A 24610-nucleotide genomic window follows, 5' to 3' on the forward strand; every position below is an offset into this window, starting at 1 on the left:
CCCCCCCACCGCTCTGCTGCCGACCTCTAGGAGGTGGGCCAGGACGACTCGACGTTGGCCAGGGCGTCAGCAGTGCTGGCACCCGTGATCCAGGACGTCATCTCGCTCCAGAAGGAGCCGGCGCCGACGGCACCGGGCATCTGGTCGGAACCGTCGAAGCGGAAGACCGCGTCGGGGTCCTGCAGGGTCGACGCCGACAGCTGGTCGATCGGGCTGACCAGGTTGTTGATGTCAAGACCCGTGTTGGAGCTGACCCAGCCACCGGCGGTGGTGGCGATGGCCTTCTCGTTGGCCCACACGTCGCTGGAGAGGTAGGTCTGGAAGGCCTGGACCTCGGGAGCGTCGGAGAACGCGGCGACGAACTCGCCACCGCCGAGGACGGGCTTGCCGAAGTCCTCGTTGGTGGTGGGCAGGTAGAAGGCGAACACGTCGCCGTCCTCGGCCACGGTGGTGCCCTCGGGCCAGTTGGCGGCGTAGAAGCTCGCCTGGCGGTGCATGGCGCAGTCACCGTCGAGGATGGGCAGGCCACCCTCCTGGAACGGCGTGGTCGCGATCGACTTCACGTCGCCGATGCCGCCGTTGACCATGTCCTCGTCCTTGAGGACCGAGCCCACGCGGTCGAGGGCCTCGGCGATGGCCGGGTCGTCGAAGGGGATCTCGTGGTTGACCCACTGGTCGTAGACGTCGGGGCCGGCGTCACGCAGGACGGCGTCCTCGAGCCAGTCGGTGGTGACCCAGCCGGTGGCCTCGCCCGACTCGATGCCGGCGCACCAGGGCTTGATGCCCTTGCCGGCAGCGTCCTCGGACAGCGCCATCATGTCGTCCCAGGTCTCGGGGACGGTCCAGCCGTTCTCCTCGAACATGGCCGGCGAGTACCACACGAAGGACTTCACGTTGGCGCCCAGCGGGGCGGCGTAGAAGGTGTCGGCGACGGTGCCGTAGGACTTCCAGTCCTCACCGAAGAACTCGTCGACGTTGGCCGACACGGTCTCGGGCGCGGGAACGACCTTGTCGGTCTGCTCGACCAGGGTCTTGAGCAGGCCGGGCTGCGGGATGTAGGCGATGTCGGGGGCGTTGCCGCTGCGCACGCGCACGACGAGCTGCGCCTCGAACTCCTTGGAGCCCTCGTAGTTGACGGTCGCCCCGGTGCACTCCTCGAAGAGCTTGTAGGAGTCCTTGTGGGCCTGGTCCTCGGGGGCGATGATCGAGGTGTAGACGTTGACCTCGCGACCGCTGAGGTCGCCGAACTCGGTCAGCTGCTCGCAGCCGGCCTTGCCCTCGCCGGGCGACGTGCCTCCGGCGGTCTGGGTCTCTCCGTCGGTGCTGTCGTCGGCACAGCCGGCCAGCGCGAAGCCGGCCAGGAGCAGGGCGGACGCGGCCGCGGCGCGGCGCTTGTTGCGTGATGCCATGAGTGTTCCCTCTCTGGGTCTTCGTCGACGACCGTCGGACACCTCTGGGGTCGATCGTTGCGACGCTGTGTATGCAAGCGCTTACACACAGCCCCGGTCAAGAGATACGAGTCACGATTCTGTAACGCACGTCACATCGAGGTTTGACAGCCGGAAATCGCCGAGTCGGCGCAATGTTGCAGACCTGCGTGCAACATTGCGCCGACTCGGCACTGCTGGAGGGGCTGGCTGACCCGGTCAGGCGTCGATGACGATCGGGATGATCAGCGGGCTGCGACGGAACGTCTTGTGCGCCCACCGGCCCACGTCGCGCGCCAGCATCTGCTCGAGCTGGCGGGCGTCGCCGATGCCCTCGGACGCGGCCCGCGCCAGGGTGCGCTCGATGACCGCCGTCGCGGGGTCGAAGGCGCCCTTCTCGTGCACGAAGCCACGGACCAGGAAGTCCGGCGGGTCGGCCAGCTCGCCGGTGTCGGCGTCGACGATGGCGAGCACCGTGACGACGCCCTCCTCGGCCAGCGTGCGCCGGTCCTTCAGCGTCGCCTCGGTGACCCCGCCGACGGTCTGCGCGTCGACGTAGATGTTGCCGGCGGCGACCTTGCCGGTGATCGAGACCTTGCCGTCCACGAGGTCGACGACGACGCCGTCCTCGGCGAGCACGACGGTCTTGGGGTCCATGCCGGTGCTGATGGCGAGGTCGGCGTTGGCGCGCAGGTGGCGGTACTCGCCGTGGATCGGCATCACGTTGCGCGGCTTGACGATGTTGTAGCAGTAGACGAGCTCACCGGCGCTGGCGTGGCCCGAGACGTGCACCTTGGCGTTGCCCTTGTGCACGACGTTGGCGCCCCAGCGGGTCAGGCCGTTGATGACGTTGGAGATGGCGTTCTCGTTGCCGGGGATGACCGAGCTGGCCATCAGGATCGTGTCGCCCTCCCCCACGCGGATCTTGTGGTCGCGGCTGGCCATGCGCGACAGCGCGGCCAGCGGCTCGCCCTGCGAGCCGGTGCAGATCAGCGTGGCCTTGTGGGGAGGCATCCGTTCGAGCTGGTCGAGCGGCACGATGAGGTTGTCGGGCACCTTGAGGTAGCCCAGGTCCTTGGCGACGCCCATGTTGCGGACCATCGAGCGCCCGACGAAGGACACCTTGCGGCCGTGGGCGTGCGCGGTGTCGAGCACCTGCTGGATGCGGTGCACGTGGCTGGCGAAGCTCGAGACGATCACCCGACGCGGAGCGGTGCGGAAGACCTGCTCGATGGCCGGGGACAGGTCGCGCTCGGAGGTCGTGAAGCCCGGCACCTCGGCGTTGGTGGAGTCGGTCATGAACAGGTCGACCCCCTCCTCGCCGAGCCGCGCGAAGCCGCGCAGGTCCGTGATGCGCTTGTCGAGGGGGAACTGGTCCATCTTGAAGTCGCCCGTGGCCAGCACGAGGCCGGCCGAGGTGCGGATCGCGACCGCGAGGCCGTCGGGGATGGAGTGGTTGACCGCGAGGAACTCCAGGTCGAAGGGCCCGTACGACGAGCGGTCACCCTCGGCGACCTCGTCGCGGACCGGCCGGATCTGGTGCTCCTTGAGCTTCTCCGTGATCAGCGCCAGCGTGAGCTTGGAGCCGATGAGCGGGATGTCCTTGCGCTCGCGCAGGAGGTAGGGGACGCCGCCGATGTGGTCCTCGTGGCCGTGCGTGAGCACGATGCCGACGATGGAGTCGAGGCGGTCCCGGATCCAGCTGAAGTCGGGCAGGATCACGTCGACGCCGGGCTGGTGCTCCTCGGGGAAGAGCACCCCGCAGTCGACGACGAGCAGCTTGCCCTCGTGCTCGAAGACGGTCATGTTGCGACCGATCTCGCCGAGGCCGCCGAGCGCGACGACGCGCAGACCGCCCTTCGGGAGTGCGGGGGGCTTGTGCAGCTCAGGGTGGGGATGGCTCATGGCGAGCTCCGATCTGGTTCTGACGTGGTGCGGATGTGTCTGGGCCGCGGTCGCGGCAGAGTCTGGGACGAGGGGTCAGCCGCCGCTGGCGGGCAGGGCCTCGAGGAAGATGTCGGGATTGTCGCGGGCCGCGGTGTGCGCTCGCCACTTGTCGGGGAAGAGGGCCAGCCACGCGCCGTCCGAGCGACGCATGACCTCGACGCCGCGCACCCCGTTGAGGACCTGGGAGCCCTCGAGGTCGGTCAGCATGGCGAGCTGGAAGTCGAGCCGGTCGAGCTTGATCGCGGCCTTGAACTCGCTCTCCATGCGCGCGGTCACGACCTCGAACTGCATGGGTCCGACGGCCGCGAGCACCGGCGACTGGTCGCCGCGCAGGTCGGAGCGCAGGACCTGCACCACGCCCTCCTGGTCCATCTGCTCGATGCCGCGGCGGAACTGCTTGTAGCGGCCGGTGTCGGCGGCGCGCGCCGACATGAAGTGCTCGGGGGCGAAGCTGGCGATCGGGGGGTACTGCACGGCACGGCCCTCGTAGATCGTGTCGCCCACCCGCAGGGCCGAGGCGTTGACCAGGCCCACGATGTCGCCGGGCAGCGCGGTCTCGACGACGGTGCGCTCGCGACCGAAGACCGCCTGGGCGTACTTGGTCGCGAAGGGCTTGCCGGTCTCGCCGTGCTGGACGACCATGCCGCGCTGGAAGACGCCCGAGCAGACCCGCGCATAGGCGAGCCGGTCGCGGTGGGCGGCGTCCATGCCCGACTGCACCTTGAAGACGAACGCGCTGAACTCGTCGTCGACCGCCCGCAGCGACCCGTCCACGGCCGGCGTGGCCGACGGGGCGGGCGCCAGCTCCAGCAGGATCTCGAGGAGCTGGGCGACGCCGAAGTTCTGCAGGGCGGAGGCGAAGAGGACCGGGGTCGTCCTGCCGGCCAGGAACTGCTCCTGGTCGTGGTCGCCGCCGTCCATCTCGAGGAGCTCGTGGCCCTCGATCGCGGCGGCCCAGGCGTCACCGGCCACGGCCTCGGCCTCGTCGGGCGAGACGACCTTCTCCGGCGCGCGCGTCGCGCCCCCCGCCGTGCGGGTGAAGTGGATGAACTGGCCGCTGCGGCGGTCGAGCACGCCGTGGAAGTCGCCGGACTGCCCGACCGGCCAGGTCAGGGGCGTCGGCTTGAGGCCGATCTCCTTCTCGATCTCGTCCATCAGCTCGAGGGCGTCGAGGCCGGGACGGTCCCACTTGTTGATCACGGTGATGACCGGGATCCCGCGGTGGGCGCAGACCTGGAAGAGCTTGAGCGTCTGCGGCTCGAGGCCCTTGGCGGCGTCGACCAGCATCACGGCCGAGTCGACGGCGGAGAGCACCCGGTAGGTGTCCTCGGAGAAGTCGGAGTGCCCGGGGGTGTCGACCAGGTTGACCACGTGGTCGCGGTAGTCGAACTGCAGCGCAGCCGAGGTGATCGAGATCCCGCGCGCCCGCTCCATCTCCATCCAGTCCGAGACCGTCCCGCGACGCCCGGCCTTGCCGTGCACCGCACCGGCCTCGGAGATGACGTGCGCGTGCAGGGCGAGCGCCTCGGTCAGCGTCGACTTGCCGGCGTCGGGGTGGCTGATGACCGCGAAGGTACGGCGGGGGCGGGGGTCGGAAGCGGTGGTCATCGCCCCCCAACCTATCGAGTCCCGGGTGCGGTCACCGAAACGACGCCTCCGTCAGCGGCGGCCCTTGCCCTGGGACCCGCCCTTGGACCCGCCTTTTGACGCGCCCTTGCCCTTGCCGTTGCCGTGCCGTTCGGCCTTGCGCGCGCCGTGCTCCTTCGCCCGGTGCTTCGCCTTGGCCGGCCCCTTGGCCGCGGCCTTCGCGCCCTGCCGGTCGTGCTGACGCGGAGCAGAGCGGGTCGCGGCCGCGGCCACCTCCTGCGCCGGAGCCGCCTGGGTGCCGCCACCGTTCGTCGTACGACGAGGGGGTGCGGTGGGCGACGACGCGCCGGTCGTCGCCACGGAGGCGGCGGACGAGGGCCGATCGGCAGCGCTGGGTGCTCCTCCCCCGAGCAGGCCGCTCCCGGTCGCGAGAGCGAGGGCGACGAGCACGGCGGCGGCCGCGAGGACGGGGCGAGAGGTCCAGCGTCGCCCGGCCAGCCCGGTCGAGGGCACCAGCACACCGGCGCCGCGCTCCTCACGAGCGACGTGGGCCAGCTCGTCGGCGACCTGACCCGCGCTCGGACGCAGCCGCGGGTCGGTCGCGGTCATGGCGCGCACCAGGTCGCGCAGGCGCCCCGGGAGCTCGGAGGGCACGTGGGGCGGTCGGGACAGTCGCGCCATCGCAGCCTCGACCACCGACCCGGTGTAGGCCTTGACCCCGGTCACGGACTCGAGGAGGACCAGACCGAGCGCGTAGACGTCGACAGCCTGGGTGAGCTCGTCGCCGGTGACCTGCTCCGGGGCGAGGTAGGCGACCGTGCCGATCAACGTGCCGGGCAGCGTGTGCCGCACGTTGTCGCCGACGAGTCGCGCGATGCCGAAGTCGGCCAGCTTGACCCGCCCGTCGTCCCCGAGCAGCACGTTGCCGGGCTTGACGTCGCGGTGGACCACGCCGCGGTCGTGCGCGTAGGCCAGGGCTTCGGCCACCCGGGCCAGGACGCGCGCCGACTCCGCGACGGGGAGCGGCCCGTCGGCCAGGACCCCGGACAGCGTGCTGCCCTCGACCAGCTCCATCACCAGGTAGGGCCGGCCCTCGGTGTCGCCGACGTCGAGCACCGTCACGAGGCCGGGGTGCATCAGGGCGGCGAGCGTGCGCGCCTCCGAGCGGAAGCGCGCCCGATCGACCTCCGTGGCCGTGCGCTCGCGGAGCACCTTCACCGCGACCGGGCGGTGCAGGAGCGTGTCGGTCGCCCGGTGCACGTCCCCGACTCCCCCGCGGCCGACCACGGCGTCGAGTACGTAGCGCTCGTCCAGCCAGCCCTGGTCGGGCGAGGAGTCGGGCAGCGCACCGGTGGTGTCGTCCAGCAGGACGGCCATGTCCGGGACCGCGTGCGTGCGGTCGGGATCGACGTGGAGGTCGTCGTCGCGCGTCGTCATCAGGAGGGCCTCGGTGATCGTCACTGACGAGCCCCCAGCGGCCCGTCGACCACCGGTGCCCGCAGGGCGGGCGCGGCAAACCCAGGTCCAGACAGCCGAGCAGGAGGAGGGGCGCGGCGGCGCGGCGGCCCTGGCGGATCAGCCCTGGTCGATCAGCCTTGGGGGATCAGCGGGGTGACCTGCACGTCGGCGTGGACGAAGGCGTGGTCGGTCGCGTAGCGGATCGGGTCGCCGTAGTCGACGACGTGGCCGGAGAAGTCGACCTCGCCACCCGAGCCGAGGATCCAGTCGATCTTGATCGGACCGGCACCGGTGTTGCAGCCGCCGGAGTAGTAGGCGCCGTTGGAGCCGACCATCCCGGTCGAGGCGGCGACCCGGCAGAAGAACTCGGTGTGCTCGTTCATGTCGCCGACGATGAAGACGGGCTTGCCGGTGCTGCGCAGCTCGTTGATGAGCGCGATCTCCTCGCCGGTGGCGGCGTCGCGGTCGCCCTCCTGGTCGCGCGGGGAGTTGTGCACGTCGATGACGTAGAACTGCCCCTGCGTCGCGCGGTCCTCCAGCAGGACCCACGGGATCGGGCGCTGCTGGTGGTCGAAGGTCGTGGTGATCGAGCCGGTGTCGACGAGCGAGAACAGCGAGTCGCGCCACGCGATCTGGAGCCGGACGCCCTGGTTGCCGAGGCCCTGCCCGGGCCAGATCGTGTAGCCGGAGAGCTGGTTCTGCAGGACCGCGAGCTGGTCGTCCTGGACCTCCTGCAGGCCGACGATGTCCACGCCGCGGCCCTGGATGGCGCCGGCGAGCGCAGAGGCGCGGCTGGTGCCGCCACCGCGGTGCTGGCTGCCGAGGATGTTGAGGGTGCCGATCCGGAAGGAGAACGGGTCACCGGGCACGGGGCCCGGGGGGAGCTTCTCGATCGGCTTGGTCGTCCGGACCACCTTGAACGGCGGGATCCGCACGAGCGAGCCGGCCTCCGGGCGGTCCTGACGGGCCTTGCCGGTCGCGCGACCCGAGGTCTGGGCGGCCGGAGCGAGGCCGCCCGCGCGCTCGCCACCACGGGACACCGAAGCCGGGCGGGCACGGACGTCGGCGCTGCTCACGACCGACTGCGAGGCGGCCTCGACGACCATCAGGTCGACAGGGCCGGGAGCCTTCAGCACGCCTACGCCGACGGCTGCGCCGGTGATCAGGGTCGCCGCAAGCAGACAGGCTCGGGTGGCGGCGGGTCGACGAGGCATCACGGAAGGATAACGGCGAGCGGGCCGCCCTGTCTCATCGAGGTCGGATCCCCCGTGGAGCATGCATCAGCGTCGGGGCCGGTGACGCAGCGTCACGGTCGCGCGGATCATCCGGTGGTCGCTGACCTTGCGCACCAGCCGACCGTCGTCGGCGACGTAGTCGGAGAACTCCAGGAGTCCCCGGCCGAAGATCCAGTCGACGCGCACCCCGCGCTCCGGCGGTCGGCAGCGACGTCGGGAGACCCAGCCCCCGTTGGCGGCGACCAGGTCCGTGCGTCCGACGACCTTGCAGAAGGCCTCCTCGCGCTCGTTGAGGTCACCGAGCACGAGGACCGTGCGGCCGGTGGCGCGGAAGCGCTGGACGAGCTCGATCTGCCGCCCGAGCGCCCGGTCGCGCTCGAGCTCGCGACCTCGGGGCGAGTTGTGGACGTCCACGACGTAGAGGGGTCGCCCCGAGGCGCGGTGGCGCAGGAGCACCCACGGCACCGGGCGGTTCTGCCCGACGAACTTCGTCACCAGGGTGCCGCGGTCGAGGAGGTCGAAGGCCTGCTCGCGCCAGGCGATCTGCAGCCGCAGGGTGCCCCGGCCGAGCTGGTAGGCCGGCCAGATGCGGTGGTCCTCCAGCCGACGCTTGAGCACGAGCAGCTGGTCGGCCTGCACCTCCTGGAACGCCACCAGGTCGAGGCGCTTGGCGATGACCAGGTCGCTGGTGATCCTGGCCCGCGCCTTGCCCGGGCCGCGACCGCCGGGGCCGCGGGTGTGCTGGCTGCCGAGCACGTTGAACGTCGCAACCTTGATCGAGGAGTAGCGAGCGGCCGCCGGTGCCGCCTGCTGCCCTGCGCTCGGGCTCGCCGGGACCAGCGAGCCCAGGACCAGCGCGAGCAGGCCGACGACCGCACCGCACGCCGTACGGCGAGGGGCTCGGGTCGTCGAAAGGCGCACCCGTCGACGTTAGGGGATCAGGTGTTGGTGGGCTCGGACTTCTCCGGCGTGGTGCCGAAGAGACCTTCCTGCTCGTTGCTCGCCGCCTTCTTGAGGTGCTTGGTGAGGCTGAAGCCGAGGATGACCACGGCGAGGATGAGCAGGCCGAAGAGTCCGAAGGCGGTCCAGCCGGCGACCACGTCCTCGGGCTCGGGGCCCTGCTCCACGAGAGGGAAGATCAGCGGCATCACGGCGTCCATGGCTCCAGTGTCTCAGGCCGGGTCGAGGATGCCCGCGAACAGGTCGTCCTCGGGGACCTGGGAGAGGACGTGGCTCACCACGAGCTCGAAGTCCTCCGTCGGCCAGACCTTCTCCTGGATCTCGCGCGGCAGGGCGAACCAGAACCCGTCGGGGTCGATCTGGGTGGCGTGGGCCAGCAGCGCCTGGTCGCGCACGCCGAAGTAGTCGCCGCACGGGACCTTCGTGGTGACACGTGCGTCCCACTCGGGCTCGGGCTTCCACTCCTTGAGCCGCTCCTCCCAGGGCGACTCCAGGCCGTGGGCGATCATCGCGTCGTGCAGCCTCTGCATGCGCTCGCGGTTGAACGAGTGGTGGTAGTAGAGCTTGAGGGGCTGCCAGGGCTCACCGGCGTCGGGGAAGCGGTCAGGGTCGCCCGCCGCCTCGAACGCCGCGACGGAGACCTCGTGGCACTTGATGTGGTCGGGGTGGGGGTAGCCCCCGCGCTCGTCGTACGTCGTGACCACGTGGGGCCTGAAGGAACGGATCAACCGGACCAGGGGCTCGGTGGCCTCCTCGAGCGGGACGAGCCCGAAGCAGCCCTCGGGCAGCGGGGGCTTGGGGTCGCCCTCGGGCCAGCCCGAGTCGACGAAGCCGAGCCAGTCCTGGCGCACGCCCAGGATGTCGCGGGCGCGCTCCATCTCCTGGCGGCGGATCTCGGTGATGTTCTCGAGGATGTCGGGGCGGTCCATCTTGGGGTTGAGGATCGACCCGCGCTCGCCACCGGTGCAGGTGACGACGTGGACGTCCACGCCCTCGGCGACGTACTTGGCGGTGGAGGCGGCGCCCTTGCTCGACTCGTCGTCGGGGTGGGCGTGCACGTGCATCAGCCGGAGGCCCGATCGGGCGCCGGCAGGAGGGTGCTGCGGCATGGTGACATGGTAGGTGTCACGCTGGAGGGGTGAGCCCGCAGACTCCCCCTTCCGCCGATCCGGGTGCCGCCGCGACCGTGCCGGCCGACCGCTACGGCGCCCCGTCGCCGTGGCGTCGACGAGGCGTGCTGATCGCGTCGGTCGCCGTCTCCGTCCTGTTCCTGTCCTGGCTGGCCTGGACCTCCTGGCTGCACGCCACCCCGGCGGTGGACTCGGAGCTGATCTCCTTCGACGTGGTCGACGACCACACCGCGACGGCGGTCCTGCAGATCGAGCTCGCCGACGACTCGGTCGAGGCCACCTGCCTGCTGCGCGCCTTCGCCGAGGACCACACCGTGGTCGGCGAGCTCTCCTTCGTCCCCGACCCGGCGGCCGGCAACCGGGTCGAGCAGACGGTGCGCACGGAGCGCCTGGCCACCTCGGTCGAGTCCATCGGGTGCACCGCCGAGGGCCAGTCCCGACCCCGCTGATCACGCTCGAACCTGCGATCTGGGCGGGCCGTTGTTAGACTTGTTGTTCTGACCGTCCCACCGGGCCGTCCAGGAGAGGGCCCGAGATCGTCCGCGCAGCGCCACGTCGTGGCCGCCGGACCGGGCATCGCCTCCTGAAACACCCGGCGGGTCCGACCGTCGTACATCACGCAGCACAGGAGTACCCCCATGACGCAGCAGTCCGCCCAAGGCACCATCTGGCTCACCCAGGACGCCTTCGACAAGCTCACGGCCGAGCTGGCCAACCTCAAGGGTCCTGTGCGCGAAGAGGTCATCGCCCGGATCAGTGCGGCGCGCGACGAGGGCGACCTCAAGGAGAACGGCGGCTACCACGCCGCTCGCGAGGAGCAGGGCAAGCTCGAGGGCCGCATCCGCCAGCTCGAGGACATGCTCCGCCGCGCCGAGGTCGGCGAGACGCCCCCCGACGACGGCATCGTCGAGCCCGGCATGGTCGTGACCTACCGCTTCGTCGGCGACGCCGACGACGAGACCGAGACGTTCCTCCTCGGCGCCCGCGAGATCGAGCCCGAGGGCCTGACCGCCTACTCGCCGCAGTCCCCGCTCGGCTCGGCCATCAACGGCCACAAGAAGGGCGAGACCGTCTCCTACGAGGCGCCCAACGGCAAGATGCTCGAGGTCGTCATCGTCGACGCGACGCCCTACACCGGCGCCTGAGCTACTCGAAGACGCGGTAGCCGCACGCCCGCAGCCGGGTCAGCACCCGCTCGGCGTGCGGCTCGCCGCGGGTCTCGAGCTGGAGGTGCACCTCCACCTCGTCGAGGTGCAGCGCCGGCGAGATCCGCTCGTGCATCACCTCGAGCACGTTGGCGCCGGCATCGCCGACCTCGCCCAGCAGCCGGGCGAGGCCGCCCGGGGTGTCGGGGATGTTGACTCGCAGATTGAGGTAGCGGCCGGCGGCTGCCATGCCGTGGCGGATCACCTTGCCGAGCAGCAACGGGTCGATGTTGCCGCCCGAGAGCACCGCCACGGCCGGGGTCTCGAAGGCGGTCGGGTGGTCGAGCATCGCCGCGACTGCCGCAGCGCCGGCCGGCTCGACGATCATCTTGGCCCGCTCGACGAGCGCGAGCAGCGCCCGTGACATCGACTCCTCCGAGACCGTGATGATGTCGTCGACGTAGTCGCGCACGGCAGCGAACGTGACCTCGCCGGGCAGGCCGACCGCGATGCCGTCGGCCATGGTCTTCATCGTGGTCAGCGCCACGGGGTGGCCCTGGGCGAGCGACGCGGGGTAGGCCGCTGCGCCTGCCGCCTGCACGCCGACGACGCGGACGTCCGGGCGCAGCGACTTGATCGCGATCGCCATGCCGGCGAGCAGCCCTCCCCCGCCGGTCGGCACGAGCACGGTCCGCAGGTCGGGGACCTGCTCGACGACCTCGATCCCGCAGGTGCCCTGGCCCGCGACGATGTCGACGTGGTCGAAGGGGTGGATCAGCACCGCCCCGCTCTCGGCCTCGAACGCACGCGCCGCCCTGAGGGAGTCCTCGAGGAAGCGCCCCTCGAAGACCACGTCGGCGCCGTAGGCCCGCGTCGCCTTCTCCTTGGGGATCGGCGCACCCTCGGGCATGAAGACGGTCGACCTGATCCCGAGCAGGCTCGCGGCCAGGGCGACGCCCTGCGCGTGGTTGCCGGCCGAGGCGGCGACGACCCCGCGGGAGCGCTCCTCGGGCGTCAGGCGGGAGATGCGGAGGTAGGCGCCGCGGGCCTTGAAGGACCCGGTGCGTTGGAGGTTCTCGCACTTGAGCAGCACCGGGCCGCCGGCCAGCGCGGAGAGCCAGCGCGACTCCTCGATCGGGGTCCGGATCGTCACGTCCTGCAGCACCGAGCGGGCGGCCTCGATGTCGGCCAACGTGACGCCGACGGTGGCGTCAGTCATCGGAGTCCTCCGGCTCGACCGAGGCTCTCGCCCCGGTCTCCTCGTAGTCCTCCTGGAGCTCCTCGACCGGGTCGTCCCCCGGCGAGGTGTTGGCAGCCAGGTGCTGGACGACGGCGTTGGCCGCGGCCGCGAGGGGCACGGCGACGAGCGCTCCGGCGATGCCGGCCACGAGCACGCCGGCGCCGATCGCGAAGATGACGCCGAGCGGGTGGACCGAGACCCAGCGGCCCATGAGGAAGGGCTGGAGCACGTGACCCTCGACCTGCTGGACGAGGACCACGACGCCGAGCATCAGCAGGGCCGTGATGGGGCCCTGGTCGACCAGGGCGACCAGCACGGCCACGACCCCGGCGACGGTCGCGCCGACCATCGGGATGAAGGCGCCGAGGAAGACCAGCACGCCGATGGCGAGCACGAAGGGCACCTGGAGGATCGCAGCGCCGATCATGATCCCGACCGCGTCGACCATCGCGACCAGCACCGTGGCCCGGACGAATTGGGTGAGCGAGATCCACGCGACCCGCCCGGAGCTGTCCACGTGCTGGCGGGCGGCCCGCGGCGAGAGGCGGACGAACCAGGCCCAGATGCGGTCGCCGTCGGCGAGGAAGAAATAGCTGGAGAAGAGCACGATGAAGAACCCGGCGACCACGTGGCCGATCGTCGTGCCGACCTCGGTGACCTGGCTGAGGAGCTCGCCGTTCTCGGTGCGGCTGGTGATCGCGTCCTGCGTCTGGTTGATCCAGTCGTTGATCTGGGAGTCGCTGGCGTTGAGGGGGCCGTCCTTGAGCCAGGTCTTGATCTGCCCCAGGCCCTCCACCGTGGAGTCGGCGAGGTCGTTGGCGCCGTTGGCGACCTGCTGGCCGGCGAAGGTGAGCAACGCCCCGACGAAGCCGATGCCGCCGAGGACCACGACGATCGCGGCCAGGCCGCGCGGCACGTGGCGCCGGCTCATCCAGCCGACAACGGGGCTCACCAGCGCGGCGATCAGCAGGGCGATGGCGGCGGGCAGGACGATGACCGAGAAGAACGCGACCGCCTTCACCAGCACGAAGCCGGCTGCGATGATCACCAGGAAGCGCCACCCCCAGGCCGCGGCGAGGTCGAGACCCCACGGCACCTGTGCCCGGCTGAAGTTGGAGGGGCCGGCGACGATCGGGGCGGGCTGCGGCCGCCGCTCCTCGCGCATCGCCGCCCACTGCTGGGCCAGACGCTGGGTGATGCGCTCCTCGGTGGACTGGGCCTCGTCCACGGTGTCCCCGCCGCGCGGGCGACGCGGCAGCAGCCGCCGTCGTGAGTCGTCGGACTCCTCGGGCGCTGCCGGCGTCGGGTCGTCGTTGCTCACGGCGTCACACTAGATGAGCGACGGGGTCGATCAGGCGTCGGGCGAGGCGGTAGGCCGCCTCCGGGTGGGCGTCCGCGAGCAGGCCCACAGCCGCCAGGACGTACGCCGTGTCCACCACCACGCGGGCCCGTTCGGGCAGCTGCCACCCGCCCTCCAGGTCGGCACCGACGCTGCCGGCGAGGACCCGCTCGGCCACACCCTCACGTCCGTGGCGCAGCACGCCTCCCGACCCGACGAGCAGGTCGACCTCGCGCAGGTCCTTGCCGGAGCGCTCGACGACCCGGCCGCTGGGCCCGACGACGACCTTGGAGCGCCCGGCGTGCCGACGCAGCGCCAGGCCGACGGCGGCCCGGGCGATCGCCTCGTCCGCGTCGAGCTCGGCGTCGGTCGTGGGCAGGAACCCCGGGTCCTCGGTGCGGCGACGGGCGGCGGCGAGGAGCTCCTCGTCGGGGCCGGCACCGGGCTCGGCGTCCGCCTCGACGGTGCTCAGCGCCGACCAGCGCATGCCGAGGTCGCCCTCGACGGTCCGCGTGACGGGGGTGGTGGCGACGACCTCGCGGGAGAGCCCGGCGTCCTCCGGGTCGACCTCGACCACGGAGTGCACGTCGGTCGTGGCACCTCCGACGTCGACGACCACCACGTCACCGGCGCCGGGCCGCTCGCTGTCGAGGCCGTTGGCCAGGAGCTCGACCCCGGTGAGCACCACGTCGGGGGTGGCACCGCGGACCATCTCGACGAAGGCGTCGCCCCGGGCGGTCGTGCGGCTGCTGAGGTGCTTGCCGCCGATGACGTGGGAGAGGAACACCTCGCGGATCGCGGCGCGGGCGCCGGCGGGCTCGAGGACGCCGATGCGGGGCACGACGTTGTCGGTGACCACGTGCGGCACGTCGGCCAGGACCGCGGCGACCTCTGCTGCTGCCTCGACGTTGCCGGCGACGACGACGGGACCGCTCCAGCCGCTGTCGACCAGGTCGCGTGCGGCTCGCAGCAGCACCTCGCTGTTGCCGCCGTCGGTGCCGCCGGTCAGGAGGACGACGTCGGGTCGGGTCGTCTGCCTGAGGTCGCGGTAGACCGCTGGCTGGGGCATGGTTCCTGAGGAGGCGAGGGACGAGCCGTCTCGAAGGACACGACTCGCACCCGCAGCGACGACTCCCACCACCTTGCCGCCGCTGGAGAGCGCGACGCGGCGACCGGCCTCCGCGGTGACGAGCTCCTCGTTGCCGACCACGGCGATCCGCAGGCCGCCGCCGGCGCTGGAGCAGGCGAGCACCGTTGCGTCGGCCGCCCGCGGTTCGGTCGCGACAAGCGCGGCCAGGCAGGCGTCGTAGGCGTCGAGGACGTCGCCCTCACCGCTGGCCGAGGGCAGCGTGGTGGGGTGCTCGGCCGCGGCGACGATGCGCCCCTCGGTCAGGTCGACCAGCGAGGCCTTGGTGAAGGTCGAGCCGAAGTCGACGCAGATCGTCAGGTCAGCCGAGAGCACGGTCGAGGTCCGCCAGCAGGTCCTCGACGGTCTCGATGCCGACGCTGAGGCGCACCAGGTCAGCAGGCACCTCGAGGTCGGTGCCGGCGACGCTGGCGTGGGTCATGCGACCCGGGTGCTCGATGAGCGACTCGACACCGCCCAGCGACTCGCCCAGCGTGAAGACCTCGGTGCGCTCGCAGACGGCCAGCGCCTGCGCCTCGCCACCGGTGACGCGGAAGGAGATCATCCCGCCGTAGCGCTTCATCTGCCGGCTCGCCACCGCGTGGCCGGGGTGCTCCGCGAGACCGGGGTAGATCACCTGCGCGACCGACCGGTGCCCGGAGAGGAAGTCGACGATCCTCTCGGCGTTGTCGCAGTGGCGGTCCATGCGTACGCCGAGCGTCTTGACGCCGCGGTGGGTGAGGAACGCGTCGAAGGGGCCGGGCACGGCACCGATGGCGTTCTGGTGGAAGGTCACCTGCTCGGCGAGGTCGAGGTCGCGCACGACCAGCGCGCCGCCGACCACGTCGGAGTGGCCGCCGACGTACTTGGTCGTCGAGTGCACCACCACGTCGGCGCCGAGGGTGAGCGGCTGCTGGAGGTAGGGCGAGGCGAAGGTGTTGTCGACGACGAGCAGGGCGCCGGCGTCGTGGGCGACCGCGGCCAGCGCCTCGATGTCGCCGATGTTGAGCAGCGGGTTGGTCGGCGTCTCGACCCACACCAGCTTGGTGCGGCCGGGCTGGATCGCGGCACGCACGGCGTCGACGTCGGAGACCGGCGCCGGGCTGTGCTCGACGCCCCAGGCCTGCTCGACCTTGTCGAAGAGCCGGAAGGTGCCGCCGTAGGCGTCGTCGGGGATGACCACGTGGTCGCCGGGGCGGCAGGTGGTGCGGACCAGGGTGTCCTCGGCGGCGAGACCGGAGGCGAAGGCGAAGCCCTTCTCGCCCTCCTCGAGCGCCGCCAGGACGCCCTCGAGGGCGGTGCGGGTCGGGTTGGCGGAGCGGCTGTACTCGTAGCCGCCGCGCAGGCCACCCACGCCGTCCTGCTTGTAGGTCGACGTCGCGTAGATCGGCGGGATGACCGCCCCGGTCGTCGGGTCGGGCTCGTAGCCGGCGTGGATCGCACGCGTCTCGAAGCCGGACTTGGTGATGTGCTGCTGCTCGCTCATCCTCCGAGGCTAGCGGTGCCCGGACGAGGAAGGATCGGGCCCTTGGCGGTGTTGCACACTGGACAGACCGACCGAAGGAGTCACCGTGTTCTTCTCGCGCACCAAGACCGAGCTCGTCGCCCCCGACCAGGCCCTGCCCGGTCGCAGCGAGCGCAACTTCCACCTCACCGACAAGCACGTCGTGCTCGGCACGCCGGTCGTCACCGACGAGGCTCCCGCGGGCTTCGAGGTCGCGCTCTTCGGGCTCGGCTGCTTCTGGGGTGCTGAGGAGATCTACTGGCAGCTGCCCGGTGTCTGGTCGACGTCGGTCGGCTACGCCGGAGGGCACACCCCGCACCCGTCGTACGAGGAGGTCTGCTCGGGCCGCACCGCGCACACCGAGGCCGTGCGCGTCGTCTTCGACCCCGCGCAGGTCTCCTTCGCCGACCTGGTGAAGCGCTTCTTCGAGGTCCACGACCCCACGCAGGGGATGCGCCAGGGCAACGACGTCGGCACGCAGTACCGCTCCGCGATCTACTTCACCTCCCCCGAGCAGGAGAAGGTGGCCCGTGAGCTGACCGACGTCTACGGCGCCGAGCTGGCCCTTCGCGGCCTGGGCGAGATCACCACCGAGGTGCGCGAGGTCCCGACGTACTACTACGCCGAGGACCACCACCAGCAGTACCTCGCCAAGAACCCGCACGGCTACCGCTGCCACGCCAACACCGGCGTGAAGTTCCCCGCGACCGCCTGACCTGCACGGCTGGGCGGTGGACCCGCCATCGGATGTCTGTCCGGGCTACGGGAGCGTCGACCCTCGACACGTTCCCGCGCAGCAGCAGCGGCAGGTCCGGACGGATCTCGTCAGTCGTGGCGCACGTCCACGACCACCCGGGTGGGGTCGCTGAGGGCGAAGACGCGGAAGGGCCGCTCCGCGCCGGTGAGGCCGATCCACGCCAGCTGGTCGCCCTCGAAGACCCCACCGGGCGCGATCTCGACGACCCCCTCGGTGCCGGTGCCGGGCACCCGCGTGGTGTCGTCGCCGTACGCCGTGAGGCCGGTGTCGAAGGGCAGGCCGATGCCTCGCAGGCCGACCTGGAGGTAGACCTCCCCCTCGAGCGGCACCGGCTCGCCGCTGCCGTCGAAGCGGGGACGACGCACGTAGTCGACGTACCAGCCCGGGGTGCCGGTGCCGCCGAGGTCGAAGACGACGCGGTCGAAGTCGGGTCCCTGCCCGGTGCGGACCCCGGTCACCCCGAGCCCGTTGCCGGAGCCGTAGCCGCCGTCGACGGGACCGACCTCGTCCGGGAAGGGCACCTCGCTCTCCTCCGGAGCCTCGGTGCTGGGCTCTGGGGTGCTGGGCTCCGGGATGCTCTCCGGCGTGCCGGTCGGCGTCGGATCCGCCGCCACCGCGGGCCCGGCGTCGGTCGACTCCTCCGCGCAGCCGGCCGCGCCGACGAGCAGGGCGAGGACGAGCAGGGCGGGTGCTGCGGCGCTCGAGCGCATGGCGTGCCTCCAGGTGATGGGTGCTCCTGGCCCTAGGACGCAGAGGGCAGCCGAAAAGTTCACCCGGTGGAGGTGTCGTGCCCGGGGTCCGCCGTTCGTAGCCTGGGTGGAGGCGGCGTCAGGTCCGCCCGAGCAGAGGAGCTGTCATGACCCAGTACCTCATCTACTTCAACCAGCAGTGGGTCGGGGACCACCCCGAGGAGTGGTTCCGCTCGCGGGGCCCTCTCGCCCGGGCGGTGGTCGAGGAGATCCGGGAGGCCGGTGACTACGTGTTCGCCGGGGGGCTCGAGGAGGACGGCCCGGTGTTCAGCGCCGACGCCACGAGCGGTGAGCTGCTGTTCACCGACGGTCCCTTCGTCGAGACGAAGGAGTGGCTGGGCGGGCTGACCATCGTGGACGTGGCCGACGAGGAGGCCGCGCGGGCGTGGGCCGGCCGGATCGCCGAGGCGTGCGGCTGGCCGCAGGAGGTCCGGATGTTCGGGGGCTAGGGTCGCGAGATGGCTCCGGGGCGCAGACGCAGCGCCGCGCTCGTCACCTGCGCCGCGCTCGTCTCGGCCGTCGCGTGCACCTCGCCCGAGCCGCCGTACGACGACGCGCGGGCGCCGTCGGCGAGCCCCTCGCCGACGGCGACTCCGACGCCCACGCCTCCTGCTCCGCCGCGCCGACCCCGGCCGGTGACGATCGCGCTGGCCGGCGACGTGCACTTCGAGGGCGCGCTGCGGGGACGACTGGAGGCCCCGGCGACCGCCCTGGCTCGGCTCACCTCGACGCTGGCGGCCGCCGACGTCGCGGTGGTCAACCTCGAGACGTCGGTGGGGTCGGGCGGGCGGCCCGATCCCACGAAGCGCTTCGCGTTCCAGGCCCCGCCGTCCACGTTCGCCGCCCTGAGGGCTGCCGGGGTCGACGTGGCGACGATGGCCAACAACCACGCGCTCGACTTCGGACGCGAGCCGTTGCCGGCGACGTTCGCCGCCATGGACCGCGCCGCCACGCAGGACCCGCCGCTCGCGGTGGTCGGCCTGGGGCGTGACGTCGCCGATGCCTTCGCGCCAGCGGTCGTGGACGTCGGCGGCACCCTCGTGAGCACGATCGGCGCGACGGTCGCCGATCAGGACCCGACGGCCGACCGGACGGGCCAGTGGGCCGCGACGCCTGACTCCCCCGGCACGGCCGACGCGATCGCCGACCCGGAGCGACTGCTGCGCGCCGTCCGCTCGGCCGATCGGAGCACCGACGTGGTGGTGGTCTACCTGCACTGGGGCATCCAGGGTGAGCGCTGCCCGAGCGACGACCAGCGCCGACTGGCCCGCTCGCTCGTCGACGCCGGCGCCGACGTCGTGGCCGGCAGCCACACGCACGGGCTGCAGGGCGACGGGCGGCTGGACGGACCACGAGGACAGGGCTACGTGGCCTACGGGCTGGGCAACTACGCCTGGTACACCCCCACGGAGCTGACCGGTGTGCTGACGCTGAGCGTGCAGCCCGCGGCGGAGCGCGACAGTCGCGCGCGGGTGACCGACGCAGCGTGGTCGCCGGCCTCGATCGGGGCGGACGGGCTGCCCGTGCCGCTCCGGGGCGCTGCCGAGCAGGATGCCCGGGACGAGATCGCGTCGCTGCGGGGCTGCGCGGGCTTCAGCGACTGAGCGGCGACCGCCGGCCCGGATGCGGCACCCCCTGGAACAATGGGCCCATGGTCGACCTCCCCCGCAAGGCAGCAGCGCGCACGGCCCGACTGGCCGCCCTCCCGCTGGGCTATGCCGGGCGCAGCGCTGTCGGGCTCGGGCGCCGACTGGGTGGCGCACCGGCCGAGGCCGTGATGAGCGACATCCAGGCCCGGACGGCCGAGCAGCTCTTCCGCACGCTCGGTGAGCTCAAGGGCGGGGCGATGAAGTTCGGCCAGGCGCTGTCGGTCTTCGAGGCGGCACTGCCCGAGGAGATGGCAGGGCCCTACCGCGAGCAGCTGACCAAGCTCCAGGACTCGGCGCCGCCGATGCCGACCCAGACCGTGCGCGACACCCTGACCCGCGACCTCGGACCCGACTGGCCGAAGCAGCTGGTCTGGCTCGACGGCGGACCGACGGCGGCGGCGTCGATCGGGCAGGTCCACAAGGGGCGCTGGCACGACGGTCGCGAGGTGGCGGTGAAGGTGCAGTACCCCGGCGCCGGGGACGCCCTGCGCGCCGACCTGCGCCAGCTGGCGAGGCTCGCCAAGACCATCGGACCGCTCTTCCCCGGCATCGACATCAAGCCGCTGGTCGAGGAGGTCCAGGCCCGTGCCGAGGACGAGCTCGACTACCGCCTCGAGGCCGAGGCGCAGCGCGCGTTCGCGAAGGTCTTCAAGGACGACCCCGACATCGTCATCCCCGACGTGGTCGCCCAGGGCGAGGCGGTGCTGATCACCGAGTGGCTCGACTCCGACTCCTCCCTGGCCCGGATCATCAAGGAGGGCACGCCCGAGGAGCGCGACCACTACGGCGACCTGCTGGTGCGCTTCCTCTTCGAGGGACCGAGCCGCACCGGGATGCTGCACGCCGACCCGCACCCCGGCAACTTCCGGATCATCCCCGCCGCGGACGGCTCCCCGGGTCGCATGGGCGTGCTCGACTTCGGCGCCGTCGCTCGGCTGCCCGGCGGCACGTTCCCCGACGAGATGGGCACCCTGATCCGACTCACCGCGCTGGAGGACAAGGAGCAGCTCATCGCCGAGCTGCGCCGCGGTGGCTTCATCAAGGACAAGATCAAGGTCGACGCCGACCTCCTCGTGGACTACCTCGCCCCGCTCGTCGAGCCGACGATGGTCGAGCGGTTCCGCTTCACGCGGGAGTGGATGCGCGCGCAGTTCCAGCGCATCAACAACCCCAAGGAGCCGAGCTACACGATCGCGATCAAGCTCAACCTGCCGCCGTCCTACATGCTCATCCACCGCACCTGGATGGGCGGCATCGGCGTGCTCAGCCAGCTCGAGGCCGAGGTCGCGTTCAACGAGATCCTCACCGAGCACCTGCCCGGCTTCGCCGACCCCGCCTGATCCCTCCCGGCGGGGGCTAGTGCCCCACCGCGCCGTCGATCGACTCGCGGATCAGGTCGGCGTGGCCGTTGTGCCGCGCATACTCCTCGACCAGGTGCACCAGCACCCAGCGCAGGTTGAAGTGGCCGCCGGTGCGGCCGCTGGTGTGCTTCGACTCCGTGTCCAGGCTGGCGATCGAGGCGATCACCGCGTCGGCCTTGTCGACCTCGGCGTCGAAGAGGTCACGCAGCTGGGCGGGGGTGTCGTGGACGGCGCTGTGCCAGTCCCAGTCGGCGTCCGCCTCCCAGTCGACCGAGGCCCACGGCTCGTCGTCGTGGCCGCCCATGATGCGGCGCACCCACCAGTTCTCCACGTAGGCCAGGTGCTTGGCCATGCCGCCGAGGGTCATGTCGCTCGGCGGGTGCGGGGTGTCGAGCTGTCGCGCGTCGAGACCGGCGATCTTGATCCGGAAGGTGTTGCGGTGCCAGTCGAGGAAGGCCAGCAGCGTCGTGCGCTCGTCGGCGTTGTTGGGTGGGAAGCCGCGCTGCTCGATGTCCATGCCGCCTGACGCTATGCCATGGCGGTCAGGGCAGCAGCCCGGTTGCGGGGTCGCGGTCCGTGAGGCAGTACGACGACCCGCCGGGGTCGGCGAGCACCGTCCAGCGGTCGTGGGTCGAGAGGACGCGGGCGCCGAGCCCCACGTGACGCCTCGTCTCGGCGGTCCGGTCCGAGGTCGCGAGGTCGAGGTGGATGCGGGGCGGCGTGCCCCGTGCGTCGTCGGTGCGCTGGAGCAGGAACCGCAGCGGCTGCCCCGCGGGACGGACCAGCGAGTGCAGCTCCTCGAACGACGCGGCGACCAGCTCCCAGCCGGTCAGGTCGCGCCAGAACGCCCACTCCCGCTCGTGGTCGGGCGCGGCGACGTCGAGGCACACCTGGTCGACCAGGCTGCTCCCGCCGCCGGGCCACGGCCTCGGTCGCGGGCGGGTGCGCGCCGGGTGGCTCACGTGGCAGAAGGTCAGCCCGGCCGGCGACGTCAGCACCACGTAGCCGTGCTCGGACCGGTGCACGACCTGCGCACCCAGCGCCACGGCGTGCTCGGTCGCCGCGCCCGGGTCGCTCACGTGCAGGTCGAGGTGGATCCGGCTGGGCCCCTCGTCGCGGCGTTGCACCCGCAGGAAGTCGTCGCCTTCCGGCGGCACCAGCGTCGCGAACTCGTCCGTGGCACCACGGCGGGGCGACACGTCGTACCCCGTCACGGCGGACCAGAACGCGAGGTCTCGCTCGAGGTCGGGCGCCGCGAGGTCGAGGAACGCCGAGACCCAGCAGGGGCTCACGTCACCGGCGCGCAGTCGTGGCCGCAGCCGTCCCCGCCGGCTCCGGGGGCCGCGGGCCCGTCGGAGTGCGCGGCCGGGCGGTGCAGGACGGCCGAGGTCGGCGTGAGGCGCACGTCCTCGCCGGCGACCGCGGCGGTGCCGTCGACGAGCAGGGTGTAGCCGCGCGGCTCGAGGGGCGGGAAGAGCGCGGTGACCGACGGCTGGGCGGTCACGTTGGTGCACGAGCCGCGGCCCGGGCCCGTGACGAGGAGGGCACCGTCGACGACCTCGGGCTCGATCGTGACGGCCTTGACGCGTCCGTCGGCCGACGTGGTCAACAGGTAGCCGGCGCCGAAGTCGCCGAGGGCTCGGGCCAGGTCTGCGACGTCCACGGGGATGCTCATGCCCCGAGGCTATCCACCCGGCCGTCCACCCACCGCTCACCGGCGACCACGGCGGCCGGTGCGCCGGAGGTCAGCTCGGCGACGAGGGCGTGCAGCCGGCGTACGTCGGCGGGGGCGACGCCGAGGCGCAGCGTGACCGCCCCGGCGTAGTCGCTGTCGAGCACGGCCACCCCGCGGGTGCGCAGCTCGCTCTCCACACGGCCCGCGTCGGCGTGGTCGACCTCGAGCAGCAGCTCCTGGACGAGCGAGCGGCGCTGGGTGCCCGCGGCGTCGAGCCCGGCGCGCACGGCGTCGCCGTAGGCCCGCACCAGTCCCCCGGCGCCGAGCAGGGTCCCACCGAACCAGCGTGTCACCACCGCCACCACGTCGGAGACGCCCGCACCCCGGACCACCTCCAGCATCGGCGCACCGGCGGTGCCGGACGGCTCGCCGTCGTCGCTGGACCGCTCGACGGCGCCATCGGGGCCGAGCACGAAGGCCGAGCAGTGGTGGCGGGCGTCGTGGTGCTGCTTGCGGAGCCCGTCGACGACGGCCCGCGCGGCGGCCTCGTCCTCGACCCGGGCGACGGTGCACAGGAAGCGCGAGCGCTTGACCTCGATCTCGGCCTGCGTGTCGCGGCGAGGGACGAGATAGCTCGCCGGCCCGGTCACCACAGGCCCAGCACCCCGCCACCGATGCGGATGATGAAGGCGGAGACGACGACGATGAAGAAGACCCGCACGAAGCCTGCACCGCGAGCGACGGCGACGCGGGCCCCGAGGTAGCCCCCGACCAGGTTGGCGAGCCCCATCAGCAGGGCGACCTTCCACAGGATCACGCCCTGCGGGACGAAGACGACGAGCGCACCCAGGTTGGTCGCCCAGTTGGCCAGCCGGGCCTTGGCCGAGCCCTCCAGGAAGTTGTAGCCGAGCAGCCCGACCAGCAGGAACACGAAGAAGCTCCCGGTGCCCGGCCCGAGCGCGCCGTCGTAGAAGCCGACCGCCAGGCCGGTGCCCATCGCGGCCGCCGTGTGGCGGCGGCCGGTGAAGCGCAGCGCCGTCGTCGCGCCGATCTCGGGCTTGAGGAGGACGTAGGCGCCCACGGCCACGAGCACGACCAGCACGATCGGGTCGAACGCCGAGCGCGGGATGAAGAAGGCGACCACCGCGCCCATCGCCGAGCCGATGAACGCCAGCGCCATCAGCGGCAGGAAGGTGCGGGGATCGGGCCTGACGCGGCGGTAGTAGGTCGCGGAGCTGACGGTGGTGCCGCAGAACGACGCGAGCTTGTTGGTCGCGAGGATCTGCACCGGGCTGGCGCTGGGGAGGCCGAGCAGCAGCGCCGGCAGCTGGATGAGCCCGCCGCCGCCGACCACGGCGTCGACGAAGCCGGCCGCCAGCGCGGCCAGCCCGAGCAGCAGGAGCACGCTCAGGGTCGGGTCCTCCACCTGCTCAACCCTAGGCTGGTGCGATGCGCATCGTGTCATTGCTCCCGTCCACGACCGAGATCCTCTTCGCGCTGGGCGCCGGTCCGGAGGTGGTCGGCGTGACCTTCGAGTGCGACACCCCGGCCGAGGCCCGCGCCCGCACGATCGTGTCGACCACGACGATGCCCGAGGGCCTGACCCCGGCCGAGATCGACGCCTTCGTGGTGGGGGCGCTCGCGCGGGGCGAGGACCTCTACCGGCTCGATGCGGGAGCGCTGGCCGGTCTCGACGCCGACCTCGTCGTCACCCAGGACCTGTGCGCGGTGTGCGCCGTCGACGTGAGCGTCGTCGACGACGCGCTGCGCCACCTCGGCTGCACGGCCGAGGTCCTGACCTTTGACCCGCACACGATCGAGGAGGTGCTCGCGTCAGTCGAGGCACTCGGCGTCGCCACCCGTCGTACGACGCAGGCCGAGGCACTGGTCGCCTCGCTGCGGGCGCGCCTCGAGGTGGTGGCCGCGTCGGTCGCCGCCCGGGGCGCCGACCGCCAGCGGGTGGTGGTGCTGGAGTGGACCGACCCGCCCTATGCCCCGGGCCACTGGATCCCGGAGATGGTCGAGATCGCGGGCGGCGAGTGCGTGCTCGGCACGGCCGGCGCGAAGTCCGAGCGGGTCCTGTGGGAGACCGTGCACGCGGCCCGGCCCGACGTGGTCGTCGTCGCGCCCTGCGGCTTCGACCGTCCCGCCTCCCAGGCCATCGCGGACGAGCTCCTGGCCTCCGGCGTGCTGCCGCCCGGGGTGCTCGTCCACGCCGTCGACGCCAACGCCCACTGGGCCCGCCCGGGGCCCCGGCTGGTCGACGGGGTGGAGGAGCTGGCCACCCTGCTGGCGGCACGCGACTGACGAGCACACGGGTG

At 72.2% G+C, this 24610-nt stretch carries 26 protein-coding genes; 7 read left to right on the plus strand and 19 right to left on the minus strand.

Going from position 1 to position 24610, the window contains the following annotated elements:
• Positions 1–26 precede the first annotated feature (26 nt).
• From AAG827_RS09560 to mca, 8 genes are all read right to left on the minus strand, one after another.
• Entirely contained in the window at positions 27–1409 is a 1383-nt protein-coding gene (locus AAG827_RS09560) for an ABC transporter substrate-binding protein (protein WP_341925701.1), read from the minus strand.
• Between the two features lie 237 nt (positions 1410–1646).
• Positions 1647–3332: a ribonuclease J gene (locus AAG827_RS09565; protein ID WP_341925703.1), complete on the minus strand. Its 1686-nt coding sequence runs from the start codon at positions 3330–3332 to the stop codon at positions 1647–1649.
• Positions 3333–3407: 75 nt separating this feature from the next.
• Positions 3408–4982 carry a peptide chain release factor 3 gene (locus AAG827_RS09570; RefSeq protein WP_341925704.1) on the minus strand — a complete coding sequence of 525 codons (1575 nt, stop codon included), beginning with the start codon at positions 4980–4982 and terminating at the stop codon, positions 3408–3410.
• Positions 4983–5033: 51 nt separating this feature from the next.
• On the minus strand, positions 5034–6422 hold the full coding sequence (locus tag AAG827_RS09575; RefSeq protein WP_341925705.1) for a serine/threonine-protein kinase: 1389 nt from the start codon (positions 6420–6422) through the stop codon (positions 5034–5036).
• 128 nt (positions 6423–6550) lie between these two features.
• On the minus strand, positions 6551–7633 hold the full coding sequence (locus AAG827_RS09580; RefSeq protein ID WP_341925706.1) for an endonuclease/exonuclease/phosphatase family protein: 1083 nt from the start codon (positions 7631–7633) through the stop codon (positions 6551–6553).
• 66 nt (positions 7634–7699) lie between these two features.
• Entirely contained in the window at positions 7700–8575 is an 876-nt protein-coding gene (locus tag AAG827_RS09585; protein WP_341925708.1) for an endonuclease/exonuclease/phosphatase family protein, read from the minus strand.
• A 17-nt stretch (positions 8576–8592) separates the two neighbouring features.
• Positions 8593–8814: a hypothetical protein gene (locus tag AAG827_RS09590; RefSeq protein ID WP_341925709.1), complete on the minus strand. Its 222-nt coding sequence runs from the start codon at positions 8812–8814 to the stop codon at positions 8593–8595.
• Positions 8815–8826: 12 nt separating this feature from the next.
• Positions 8827–9723: a mycothiol conjugate amidase Mca gene (gene mca, locus AAG827_RS09595; protein WP_341925710.1), complete on the minus strand. Its 897-nt coding sequence runs from the start codon at positions 9721–9723 to the stop codon at positions 8827–8829.
• Positions 9724–9752: 29 nt separating this feature from the next.
• Here mca and AAG827_RS09600 point away from each other — a divergent pair, with 29 nt between their 5' ends.
• Positions 9753–10193, plus strand: a complete 441-nt coding sequence (locus AAG827_RS09600; RefSeq protein ID WP_341925711.1) for a DUF4307 domain-containing protein — start codon at positions 9753–9755, stop codon at positions 10191–10193.
• A gap of 189 nt (positions 10194–10382) precedes the next feature.
• Positions 10383–10889 (plus strand): transcription elongation factor GreA, encoded by a 507-nt coding sequence (gene greA, locus AAG827_RS09605; RefSeq protein ID WP_341925712.1) that lies wholly within the window; start codon positions 10383–10385, stop codon positions 10887–10889.
• Between the two features lies 1 nt (position 10890).
• Here the strand turns inward: greA and ilvA are convergent, their stop codons facing one another.
• The 4 genes from ilvA to AAG827_RS09625 are packed head-to-tail and all read right to left on the minus strand — an operon-like array spanning position 10891 to position 16080.
• Positions 10891–12108, minus strand: a complete 1218-nt coding sequence (gene ilvA / locus AAG827_RS09610; RefSeq protein ID WP_341925713.1) for a threonine ammonia-lyase — start codon at positions 12106–12108, stop codon at positions 10891–10893.
• Positions 12101–13450 (minus strand): AI-2E family transporter, encoded by a 1350-nt coding sequence (locus AAG827_RS09615; RefSeq protein WP_341925714.1) that lies wholly within the window; start codon positions 13448–13450, stop codon positions 12101–12103. The genes ilvA and AAG827_RS09615 overlap by 8 nt, the downstream gene beginning before the upstream one ends.
• Positions 13451–13454: 4 nt before the next feature.
• Complete coding sequence (locus AAG827_RS09620) at positions 13455–14930, minus strand: glutamate mutase L (protein ID WP_341925715.1); 1476 nt, start codon at positions 14928–14930, stop codon at positions 13455–13457.
• Positions 14917–16080 (minus strand): cystathionine gamma-synthase, encoded by a 1164-nt coding sequence (locus tag AAG827_RS09625; RefSeq protein ID WP_341925716.1) that lies wholly within the window; start codon positions 16078–16080, stop codon positions 14917–14919. The genes AAG827_RS09620 and AAG827_RS09625 overlap by 14 nt, the downstream gene beginning before the upstream one ends.
• Before the next feature lie 85 nt (positions 16081–16165).
• Here AAG827_RS09625 and msrA point away from each other — a divergent pair, with 85 nt between their 5' ends.
• Positions 16166–16813, plus strand: a complete 648-nt coding sequence (msrA, locus tag AAG827_RS09630) for a peptide-methionine (S)-S-oxide reductase MsrA (protein WP_341925717.1) — start codon at positions 16166–16168, stop codon at positions 16811–16813.
• Positions 16814–16923: 110 nt separating this feature from the next.
• Here msrA and AAG827_RS09635 read toward each other — a convergent pair whose 3' ends face one another.
• Positions 16924–17565, minus strand: a complete 642-nt coding sequence (locus tag AAG827_RS09635; RefSeq protein WP_341925719.1) for a hypothetical protein — start codon at positions 17563–17565, stop codon at positions 16924–16926.
• Positions 17566–17711: 146 nt separating this feature from the next.
• Here AAG827_RS09635 and AAG827_RS09640 point away from each other — a divergent pair, with 146 nt between their 5' ends.
• Complete coding sequence (locus tag AAG827_RS09640) at positions 17712–18053, plus strand: YciI family protein (RefSeq protein ID WP_341925720.1); 342 nt, start codon at positions 17712–17714, stop codon at positions 18051–18053.
• Here AAG827_RS09640 and AAG827_RS09645 read toward each other — a convergent pair.
• Positions 18050–18208, minus strand: coding sequence for a hypothetical protein (locus AAG827_RS09645; protein ID WP_341925721.1), 159 nt, complete (start codon positions 18206–18208; stop codon positions 18050–18052). The genes AAG827_RS09640 and AAG827_RS09645 overlap by 4 nt on opposite strands.
• A 31-nt stretch (positions 18209–18239) precedes the next feature.
• Between AAG827_RS09645 and AAG827_RS09650 the strand changes: the two genes are divergently transcribed.
• Positions 18240–19208 (plus strand): CapA family protein, encoded by a 969-nt coding sequence (locus tag AAG827_RS09650; protein ID WP_341925722.1) that lies wholly within the window; start codon positions 18240–18242, stop codon positions 19206–19208.
• 47 nt (positions 19209–19255) lie between these two features.
• Positions 19256–20593 (plus strand): AarF/ABC1/UbiB kinase family protein, encoded by a 1338-nt coding sequence (locus AAG827_RS09655; protein ID WP_341925723.1) that lies wholly within the window; start codon positions 19256–19258, stop codon positions 20591–20593.
• Positions 20594–20609: 16 nt separating this feature from the next.
• Here the strand turns inward: AAG827_RS09655 and AAG827_RS09660 are convergent, their stop codons facing one another.
• The 5 genes from AAG827_RS09660 to AAG827_RS09680 are packed head-to-tail and all read right to left on the minus strand — an operon-like array spanning position 20610 to position 23715.
• Entirely contained in the window at positions 20610–21131 is a 522-nt protein-coding gene (locus AAG827_RS09660; RefSeq protein ID WP_341925724.1) for a DinB family protein, read from the minus strand.
• 25 nt (positions 21132–21156) lie between these two features.
• A complete protein-coding gene (locus AAG827_RS09665) occupies positions 21157–21906 on the minus strand; it encodes a VOC family protein (protein ID WP_341925725.1) in 750 nt (249 codons plus the stop codon).
• Positions 21903–22289: a pyridoxamine 5'-phosphate oxidase gene (locus AAG827_RS09670; protein ID WP_341925726.1), complete on the minus strand. Its 387-nt coding sequence runs from the start codon at positions 22287–22289 to the stop codon at positions 21903–21905. The genes AAG827_RS09665 and AAG827_RS09670 overlap by 4 nt, the downstream gene beginning before the upstream one ends.
• Entirely contained in the window at positions 22286–22939 is a 654-nt protein-coding gene (locus AAG827_RS09675) for a YigZ family protein (RefSeq protein WP_341925727.1), read from the minus strand. The genes AAG827_RS09670 and AAG827_RS09675 overlap by 4 nt, the downstream gene beginning before the upstream one ends.
• On the minus strand, positions 22936–23715 hold the full coding sequence (locus AAG827_RS09680; protein WP_341925728.1) for a TSUP family transporter: 780 nt from the start codon (positions 23713–23715) through the stop codon (positions 22936–22938). The genes AAG827_RS09675 and AAG827_RS09680 overlap by 4 nt, the downstream gene beginning before the upstream one ends.
• Before the next feature lie 23 nt (positions 23716–23738).
• On the opposite strand from AAG827_RS09680, the gene AAG827_RS09685 reads away from it, so the two are divergent.
• A complete protein-coding gene (locus AAG827_RS09685; RefSeq protein WP_341925729.1) occupies positions 23739–24596 on the plus strand; it encodes an ABC transporter substrate-binding protein in 858 nt (285 codons plus the stop codon).
• Positions 24597–24610 lie beyond the last annotated feature (14 nt).

Origin of the sequence: Nocardioides psychrotolerans (assembly GCF_943371775.1) — a bacterium.
Taxonomy (GTDB): Bacteria; Actinomycetota; Actinomycetes; order Propionibacteriales; family Nocardioidaceae; genus Nocardioides; species Nocardioides psychrotolerans_A.